Source organism: Streptomyces sp. NPDC089919, assembly GCF_040684615.1.
Classification (GTDB): domain Bacteria; phylum Actinomycetota; class Actinomycetes; order Streptomycetales; family Streptomycetaceae; genus Streptomyces.
Map to the genome: position 1 here is coordinate 98,491 of NZ_JBFBGK010000016.1, position 7,778 is coordinate 106,268.

Annotated in this window: 8 protein-coding genes; 5 read left to right on the forward strand and 3 right to left on the reverse strand. The window is 74.5% G+C overall.

Annotated elements, in window-relative coordinates:
- The first annotated feature begins 198 nt into the window (after positions 1-198).
- From AB0O40_RS10030 to AB0O40_RS10040, 3 genes are read left to right on the forward strand one after another with little or no spacing between them, the layout of a single operon-like run.
- Positions 199-1,092 carry an ABC transporter substrate-binding protein gene (locus tag AB0O40_RS10030; protein ID WP_365037666.1) on the forward strand — a complete coding sequence of 298 codons (894 nt, stop codon included), beginning with the start codon at positions 199-201 and terminating at the stop codon, positions 1,090-1,092.
- Positions 1,089-1,985, forward strand: coding sequence for an amino acid ABC transporter permease (locus tag AB0O40_RS10035; protein ID WP_365037669.1), 897 nt, complete (start codon positions 1,089-1,091; stop codon positions 1,983-1,985). Before AB0O40_RS10030 ends, AB0O40_RS10035 begins: the two co-directional genes overlap by 4 nt.
- Complete coding sequence (locus AB0O40_RS10040) at positions 1,982-2,755, forward strand: amino acid ABC transporter ATP-binding protein (protein WP_365037672.1); 774 nt, start codon at positions 1,982-1,984, stop codon at positions 2,753-2,755. The genes AB0O40_RS10035 and AB0O40_RS10040 overlap by 4 nt, the downstream gene beginning before the upstream one ends.
- Before the next feature lie 82 nt (positions 2,756-2,837).
- Here AB0O40_RS10040 and AB0O40_RS10045 read toward each other — a convergent pair whose 3' ends face one another.
- The 3 genes from AB0O40_RS10045 to AB0O40_RS10055 form a co-directional block, all read right to left on the reverse strand.
- Complete coding sequence (locus AB0O40_RS10045; protein WP_365037675.1) at positions 2,838-3,926, reverse strand: hypothetical protein; 1,089 nt, start codon at positions 3,924-3,926, stop codon at positions 2,838-2,840.
- Positions 3,927-4,144: 218 nt separating this feature from the next.
- Complete coding sequence (locus AB0O40_RS10050) at positions 4,145-5,098, reverse strand: TauD/TfdA family dioxygenase (protein ID WP_365037695.1); 954 nt, start codon at positions 5,096-5,098, stop codon at positions 4,145-4,147.
- Between the two features lie 91 nt (positions 5,099-5,189).
- Positions 5,190-5,408 carry a hypothetical protein gene (locus AB0O40_RS10055; RefSeq protein WP_365037678.1) on the reverse strand — a complete coding sequence of 73 codons (219 nt, stop codon included), beginning with the start codon at positions 5,406-5,408 and terminating at the stop codon, positions 5,190-5,192.
- Positions 5,409-5,681: 273 nt separating this feature from the next.
- On the opposite strand from AB0O40_RS10055, the gene AB0O40_RS10060 reads away from it, so the two are divergent.
- Positions 5,682-6,191, forward strand: coding sequence for a DinB family protein (locus AB0O40_RS10060; RefSeq protein ID WP_365037681.1), 510 nt, complete (start codon positions 5,682-5,684; stop codon positions 6,189-6,191).
- Positions 6,188-7,582, forward strand: a complete 1,395-nt coding sequence (locus tag AB0O40_RS10065; protein WP_365037683.1) for a deoxyribodipyrimidine photo-lyase — start codon at positions 6,188-6,190, stop codon at positions 7,580-7,582. The genes AB0O40_RS10060 and AB0O40_RS10065 overlap by 4 nt, the downstream gene beginning before the upstream one ends.
- The last annotated feature ends 196 nt before the right edge of the window (positions 7,583-7,778 follow it).

Genomic DNA, 7,778 nt, shown 5'->3' on the forward strand with positions numbered 1-7,778 from the left:
CCGCACGAAACGCCGGGGCCGGCCACCCGCACGGGTGCCCGGCCCCGGCACCACCGGACAGCCCGCCGCTGCCCGCTGTCCGCTGCCTGACGGCCCTCCGCCGTAGCGGAGTTCACGCCACCGCAATGATCGTCCCACCATGTGAGCGGGCAGCCGATTGACCTGGACAGACGGCACCGATCTTGCGACGCTCCGCAGATGCGACTCGCCACCCCAGTCCTCCGTCACGCCGTCTGCCTCGCCGCGGTCACCCTCGCCGCTGCGGCCGGCTGCGCTCCGCAACCCGACACCTCCGCGGCCCCCGGCGGCACCGCGTCCGCCGCCACGAGCGGCGCGGCGGCCTGCACCAAGGGCGAGTTGGCGACCCGCACCCCGGGCAAGCTGGTGATCGGCACGGACAAGCCCGCCTACGCCCCCTGGTTCCAGGACGACGCCCCCGCCAGCGGCAAGGGCTTCGAGGCGGCCGTCGCCTATGCCGTGGCCGCCAAGCTGGGCTTCGACAAGAGCGAGGTCAGCTGGCAGACCGTGCCCTTCAACAGCTCCTTCGCGCCCGGCTCCAAGAACTTCGACTTCGACATCAACCAGATCTCCATCAGCGACGGCCGCCGCAAGGCCGTGGACTTCTCCTCCGGCTACTACGACGTCCGGCAGGCCGTGATCGCCCTCAAGACCTCGAAGGCCGCCGGGGCCAAGAGCCTCGCCGACCTCAAGAAGGTCAAGCTCGGCGCCCAGGTCGGCACCACCAGCCTCGACGTGATCAACGACGAGATCAAGCCGGACCAGAAGCCCGCCATCTTCCAGAAGAACGACTTCGCCAAGGCCGCCCTCGGCAACGGCCAGGTCGACGCGATCGTGGTGGACCTGCCCACCGCCTTCTACATCACCTCCGCCGAGGTGACCGACGCGAAGATCGTCGGCCAGTTCGCGCCCGCCACCGGCACCCCGGAGCAGTTCGGCCTGGTCCTGGACAAGGGCAGCCGGCTCACCTCCTGCGTCAGCGGCGCCGTCGACGGCCTGCGCGCGGACGGCACCCTCGCCGCCCTCGAGAAGCAGTGGCTCTCCGAGGCCGCCGACGCCCCGGTCCTGAAATGACCCTGCACACCGAGAAGAGCTCCGTCGCCGGCCCGGCGGAGGAGGACGGCTACGTCCCCTCCGCCCGCCGGCTCGAGCGCGAGCGGATCCGCCGGGGGCGGGCCCGCCGCGCCGCGCTGACCGCCGCCGTGTCCATGCTGATCACTGCCGTCGCGGTGGTGCTGATCGTGGTCAACTCGCCGGGCTGGCCGCGCACCCGGGCCACCTTCTTCGACCTCGACCAGGCCCGCGCGGCGCTGCCGGCCGTCCTCGAAGGCCTCTGGCTCAACATCAGGCTGCTGCTGGTGTGCGGCTCCGCGGCCCTGTGCCTCGGCCTGCTCATCGCCGTGGCCCGCACCCTCAAGGGGCCGGTGCTGATGCCGGTGCGGGTGCTCGCCGCCGCCTACACCGACTTCTTCCGCGGCCTGCCGCTGATCATCAGCATCCTCAGCATGGTGCTCGGCGTGCCGGCGCTCCGGCTCCAGGGCGTCACCACCGACCCGGTGATCCTCGCCGGCACCGCGCTGGTCATCACGTACTCCGCCTACCTGGCGGAGGTCTTCCGGGCCGGTATCGAGGCCGTCCACCCCTCGCAGCGGGCCGCGGCCCGCTCGCTGGGCCTCAGCGGGGCGCAGACCCTGCGCCACGTGGTGCTGCCGCAGGCGGTCCGGCACGTCATCCCGCCGCTCCTCAACGACATGGTCTCCCTCCAGAAGGACACCAGCCTCGTCTCCATCGGGGGCGTCGTGGAGGCCGTGTACGCCGCCCAGATCATCGTCGGCAAGGAGTTCAACTTCACGCCCTACGTGGTGGCCGGGCTGATCTTCGTGGCGCTGACCGTGCCCATGACCCGCTTCACCGACTGGATCACCGCCCGCACCGCCCGGCGCCGCGCCCAGGGAGGCCTCGTATGACCGGCTCCGCCGCCGCGCCGGAACCGGTGCTCCGCTTCGACTCGGTCCGCAAGGCCTACGGCAAGGACGCCCCGCCCGTGCTCCGGGACGTCAGCCTCGACGTGGCCCCGCACACCGTGACCGCGCTGATCGGCGCCTCCGGCTCGGGCAAGTCGACCCTGCTGCGCTGCGCCGCCCTCCTCGAGGACGTGGACGACGGCGCCATCCACCTGGACGGGCAGGACATCACCGACCCGCGGGCCGACGCCGACGCCGTGCGCCGGCGCATCGGCGTGGTCTTCCAGGCGTACAACCTCTTCCCGCACATGACCGTGCTCGACAACATCACCCTCGCCCCGCGCCGGGTGCACCGCGTCTCCCGGGCCGAGGCCGAGGAGCGGGCCCGGGAGCTGCTGGAGCGGCTGGGGCTGGCCGACAAGGCCGGGGACTACCCCGACCGGCTCAGCGGCGGCCAGCAGCAGCGGGCCGCCATCGTGCGCGCCCTCGCGGTCCGGCCCCGACTGCTGCTCCTGGACGAGATCACCGCGGCCCTCGACCCCGAACTCGTCGGCGAGGTGCTGTCGGTGGTCCGGGACCTCAAGGACGAGGGCATGACGATGGTGCTGGCCACCCACGAGATGGGCTTCGCCCGCCAGGTGGCCGACCAGGTCTGCTTCCTGGACGGCGGAGTGGTGTGCGAACGGGGCACCGCCGAGGAGGTCTTCGGTACCCCCACGCAGGAGCGCACCCGCCGCTTCCTGGCCCGGATCACCGAGTCCGGCCGCTGGTGACCCGACCGCCCGCCCGGCGGCAGGCGTCCGGGCCCGGCCACCGAGGTGACCGGGCCCGGCAGGTCCCGCGGGCGCGGGCCGGTCAGCGCTGGAACGACACGTCGTAGAAGGTGTCCTTCGGGGCGCCGAGCGCGCTGAAGCAGCGCACCTGCACCCCGGAGCCCGGCGTCCAGAAGTCGACCTTGCAGTAGGCGGCGTCCGGACCGTAGGCCGTCACCTGGACGGTGCCGTTGGCCAGCGGCATGTTGGCAGGGTGGAACTGGTAGACGCCCACACCGGTGCGGCGGATCCGGTTCACCACCCCGGAGGAGTTGTAGGAGTAGGCGGCGGCCGGGTTGTACCCGGCGTTCGTGGGCCGGTCGGCCCAGGCGTACGCGGCCGGGGTGGTGCGCAGCAGACCGGTCGCGCGCGTGTAGGTCAGGGAGAACCGGTGGTCCAGGGCCCGGCCGAAGGCGTTCGAGCAGTACACCCGCACCAGTTGGGCGGTACCGGAGACGGTCCAGCTGCCGACCTTGCAGCGGGCCGCCGCGTCACCGTACGCGGTGACCTGGACGTGCCCGGCGGAGGAGCCGATGGCGGGCAGCCGGACCAGGTAACTGCCGGTCCCGGAACGGGTGATGGTGTTCGTCGCGCCGGCGGAGTTGAACTGGTAGGCGGTGGCGGGGACGTAGCCGGCGGCGCTCGGCTGGTTGGCCCACAGGTAGGCGTACCGGGTCCCGCCGAGGGCCGCGGTGTTCTCGAAGCTCGCGGTGAACATGCTGTTGGCCCGGACCCCGGTGCGGGTGAAGCAGGCCACCCGGACGTCGAGCCGGCTGCCGTTCGGGACCCAGGAGACCGTCGAGCAGGTGTGGCTGCCCGGGCCGTAGGCGGTCACGTGCACCACGCCGCCGATCCGGCCGAGGTTGGGCATCCGGACGGTGTACTGGCCGGTGCCCGTCCGGACGACCGTGTTGGTCGCGCCGGTCGAGTTGCGGCTGTAGGCGCCGGCCGGGACGTAGGGCGAACCGAGCGCCGCGGCGGGGCTGTTGGCCCACACGTAGGCCCGGCCGAAGCTGGGCGCCGCCGCGGCGGGGCCGGCCGCGAGGCCCAGCGTCCCGCCGGCCAGCGCGAGGGTGGTGGCCGCGGCCAGGGCGCGGCCCCGCCACTTCTTGAACAGAGTGGATGCGTGCATCTGCGTCGTCCCCCTCTTCGGTGCCGCCGCCCGACTTCCGGCGCGGCCGGCGAGGGGGAACCTATCGATCCGGCCAGGTGGCCGACCATGGGTTGCTCCGATCGGGGGCGGGCGTGCGGAAGCACCGGGGAAGCGCCTGTCCGCGAGGGCGCGCCCCTTGGTCCCGACCAGCGGCGTACGGGGCCCGGGGCCCGTACGCCGCGCGCGGCCCCGGCCGGTCACCAGCGTCCGGCCTCGGTGCCGGTCACCGGCTCCGAGGGCTTCCCGTCCACCCCGACCGGCACCTCCCCGGCCAGCATCACCCGGTGCATGATCCGGGGCCGGTCCCCGGCCGGCAGCTCCGAGGGCGCCAGGTGGATGGTGGCCCGGTTGTCCCAGAACGCCACGTCCCCCGGCTCCCAGCGGAACCGCACCGTGTACTCCGGCCGGACCGCCTGCGCCAGCAGCAGCTCCAGCAGCGGCCCGCTCTCCGCACGCGTGAGGTCCAGGATCCGCTCCACGTAGTAGCCGTTCACGAACAGCAGCCGCTCACCCGACTCCGGATGCACCCGCACCAGCGGGTGCCGGGAGGCGGTCTGGTGCTCCAGCAGGTGCCGCAGGTACGCGTCCTCGCCGGCCCGGGGCTGGTAGCCGACGCCCAGCCGGTGCTCGGCGCGCAGCCCGTCCACGAAACCGCGCAGCGGCGCCGACAGCCCCTCGTAGGCGGCGGCGAGGTTGGCCCAGCAGGTGTCGGCCCCGTACGCGGGCACCGACTCGGCCCGCAGCAGCGTCGCGGCGGGCGGGTCGATCCGGGCGCCGTGGTCGCAGTGCCAGCCGCGCAGCAGGGTGTGCCGCCGCCGCTCCAGCCACTCGTCCCGGTCCATGCCGTAGCGGCCGCCCAGCTCCAGGCGGTCGGCGGTGGTCTCGATCTCCGGGTGCTCGCCGGGGGAGTAGCTGCCCCGGGCCCGGACCGCCACCGGCTCGCCGAACCGCCGGGCGAAGGCCAGGTGCGCGGCGTGGTCCAGGTGCTGCCCCCGGAAGAAGAGCACCTTCCAGCGCAGCAGCGCCGCCCGGAGCGCCGCCACGGTCGCGGCGTCCGGCTCCTGGGCGAGGTCGACCCCGGTGATCTCCGCCCCGATGCGGGCCGCCACCGGTCGCACCCCCACGGCTGCCGCTCCCGTGCCCTGGCCCATGCCCGCCCCCTCGTCGCCGTCCGGCCGCTGCCCGGTCAGCATGACCGCCGGGCGGCGGCCGCAACAGGGCGCCTTCGCGCCGCCCGGCCGCTCAGGGAGTGTGCTGCTGCGGCTGGTTGACCCCGTCCACCACGCCCGCGACCAGGTCGTAGATGCTGTGCCCGAGGGCGGTGGGGGCGAGGAGGATCCCGAGCGTCAGCACGAGCACCACCGTCAGCTGCTCGTCCCCGCGGCTCCTGGCCTCGGTCCTGCGCCGCAGCCGCAGCACGACGATGACGGCGAGCAATACCGCCACGTTGATCGTCAGCACCGGTCCAGTCCTCTCGTCGCGCCTGTGCCGTGCCGTCCCGGATCCCGCGCCGGTGGTCAACCGGACTGCACATGCGGGGAGTTGCGCCGTCCCGGAGGCGCGGCGGCCGGTCGGCCGATGGCCCATCGTGCTCTCGTCCGCTAGGGCCCCGGTGGGATCCCAGGTGGCGGCCGCCAGGCCGCTCCGCGTGTCGCCCGCCCGGTCGGCAGCGCGGGCGGGCGCGGGGCTGCAAGGTGGTCCCGACAGCGACGACCGGCGTGCAGAGGACGGGACATGAAGGCCACAGAGGTACTGGCGGACGGCTTCGGGCGGATCCGGGAGGAGGTGCACGCGGTCCTCGAAGGACTCGACGCCGAGACCCTGGCAGCCCGCCCCGACCCCGGGGCCAACTCCGTCGCCTGGCTGGTCTGGCACCTGGCCCGCATCCAGGACGTACAGGTGGCCGGCCCGGCCGGGCGCACCGAGGTGTGGCACGAGGAGGGCTGGGCCGGGCGCTTCGGCCTGGACCTGCCGGCCGGCTCGGACGGGTACGGCCACACCCCCGAGGAGGCCGGGAAGGTCCTGGTCGAGGACGGCGCGCTGCTGCGCGACTACTACGACGCGGTCCACGCCCGTTCCCTGGAGTACCTGCACGGACTCACCGCAGCCGACCTCGGGCGGGTGGTCGACGAACGCTGGGACCCGCCCGTCACCCTGGGCGTGCGGCTGGTCAGCATCCTCGCCGACGACCTCCAGCACGTCGGCCAGGCCGCCTACCTGCGGGGCCTGCTGGAGCGCCGGTGAGCCGTCCCGCGGCGGCCGGCGCGGCGCCGTCGGTCGTGCTCTACACCTCGGACCTGCGGCTGCACGACCACCCGCCGCTGCGGGCCGCGCTGGCCGCCGGCGGACCGGTGGTACCGCTCTTCGTCACCGACCCGGGCGTGGCCGCCGCCGGTTTCGCCGTCCCCAACCGGCTGGCCTTCCTGGCCGATTGCCTCGCCGACCTCGACGCCGGACTGCGCGCCCGCGGCGGCCGGCTGGTCCTGCGCACCGGCGATCCGGTGGCCGAGGTGTGCGCGGCGGTCCGCGAGAGCGGCGCCCGCGAGGTCCATCTGGCCGCCGGGGCCAGCGGTTACGCCCAGGCGCGCGAGGACCGGCTGCGCGACGCCCTGGCGGCGCAGGGCTGCGCCCTGCACGTGCACGACGCCGTCATCACCGCGGTCGCCCCGGGCGAGCTGCTGCCGGCCGGCTCGGACCACTACGCCGTCTTCAGCGCGTACTTCAAGCGCTGGGCGACCGCCGCGCTGCGCCGCCCGGTCGCGGCCCCGCGCAAGGTCCCGGTCCCCGACGGTCTGTCCTCGGCCCCGCTGCCGGCCCGCTCGAAGGTGACCGGCACCTCGCCCGGACTGGCCCCCGGCGGCGAGGACGCGGCCCGCGCCCGGCTGACCGGCTGGCTGCGCGGCGCCGTCGACGGGTACGAGGAGGGCCACGACGACCTCGGCGGCGACCGCACCTCCCGGCTCTCCCCGCACCTGCACTTCGGCACCCTCTCCGCCGCCGAGGCGGTCGCCCGGGCCCGCTCCCGGGGCGGACCCGGCGCCGAGGCCTTCGTCCGGCAACTCTGCTGGCGGGACTTCCACCACCAACTGCTCGCCGCCCGGCCGGAGGCGGCCACCGCCGACTACCGGCCCCGGCACGACCGCTGGCGCACCGGAGGCGCGGCCCGGGAGGAGACCGAGGCCTGGCGGGCCGGGCGCACCGGCTACCCGATGGTCGACGCCGCCATGCGGCAACTGGCCCACGAGGGCTGGCTGCACAACCGCGGCCGGATGCTGGCCGCGAGCTTCCTCGCCAAGACGTTGTACGTGGACTGGCGGGTGGGCGCCCGGCACTTCCTCGACCTGCTGGTCGACGGGGACGTGGCCAACAACCAGTTGAACTGGCAGTGGGTGGCCGGCACCGGCACCGACACCCGCCCCAACCGCGTGCTCAACCCCGTCCGGCAGGGCCTGCGCTACGACCCAGAGGGCCGGTACGTCCACCGCTGGGTGCCCGAACTCGCCGACCTGCCGGCGCCCTTGGTGCACCAGCCGTGGAAGCTCCCGGCCGCGGAACGGGCCCGGCTGGACTACCCGGAGCCGGTGGTGGACCTCGCCGACGCGCTGGCCCGCTTCAAGGCGGCCCGGAGCGGGTGACTCCCTCGGGCGTGCGCCGGTGAAGTGACACCGCTGTCAATCCTCGTGACGCAGCGTCACCCTGCCCAGGTCGGGGCGCGGATATGCCACCCGCATCCGCTTGCCGTCGGCGGCGACGTGCTCGATGCGCAGGGCGCCGGCCTCGGCGACCACGGCGGACTTCTCGGTGGACCGGAAGTCGTTCTCACCCATGGTG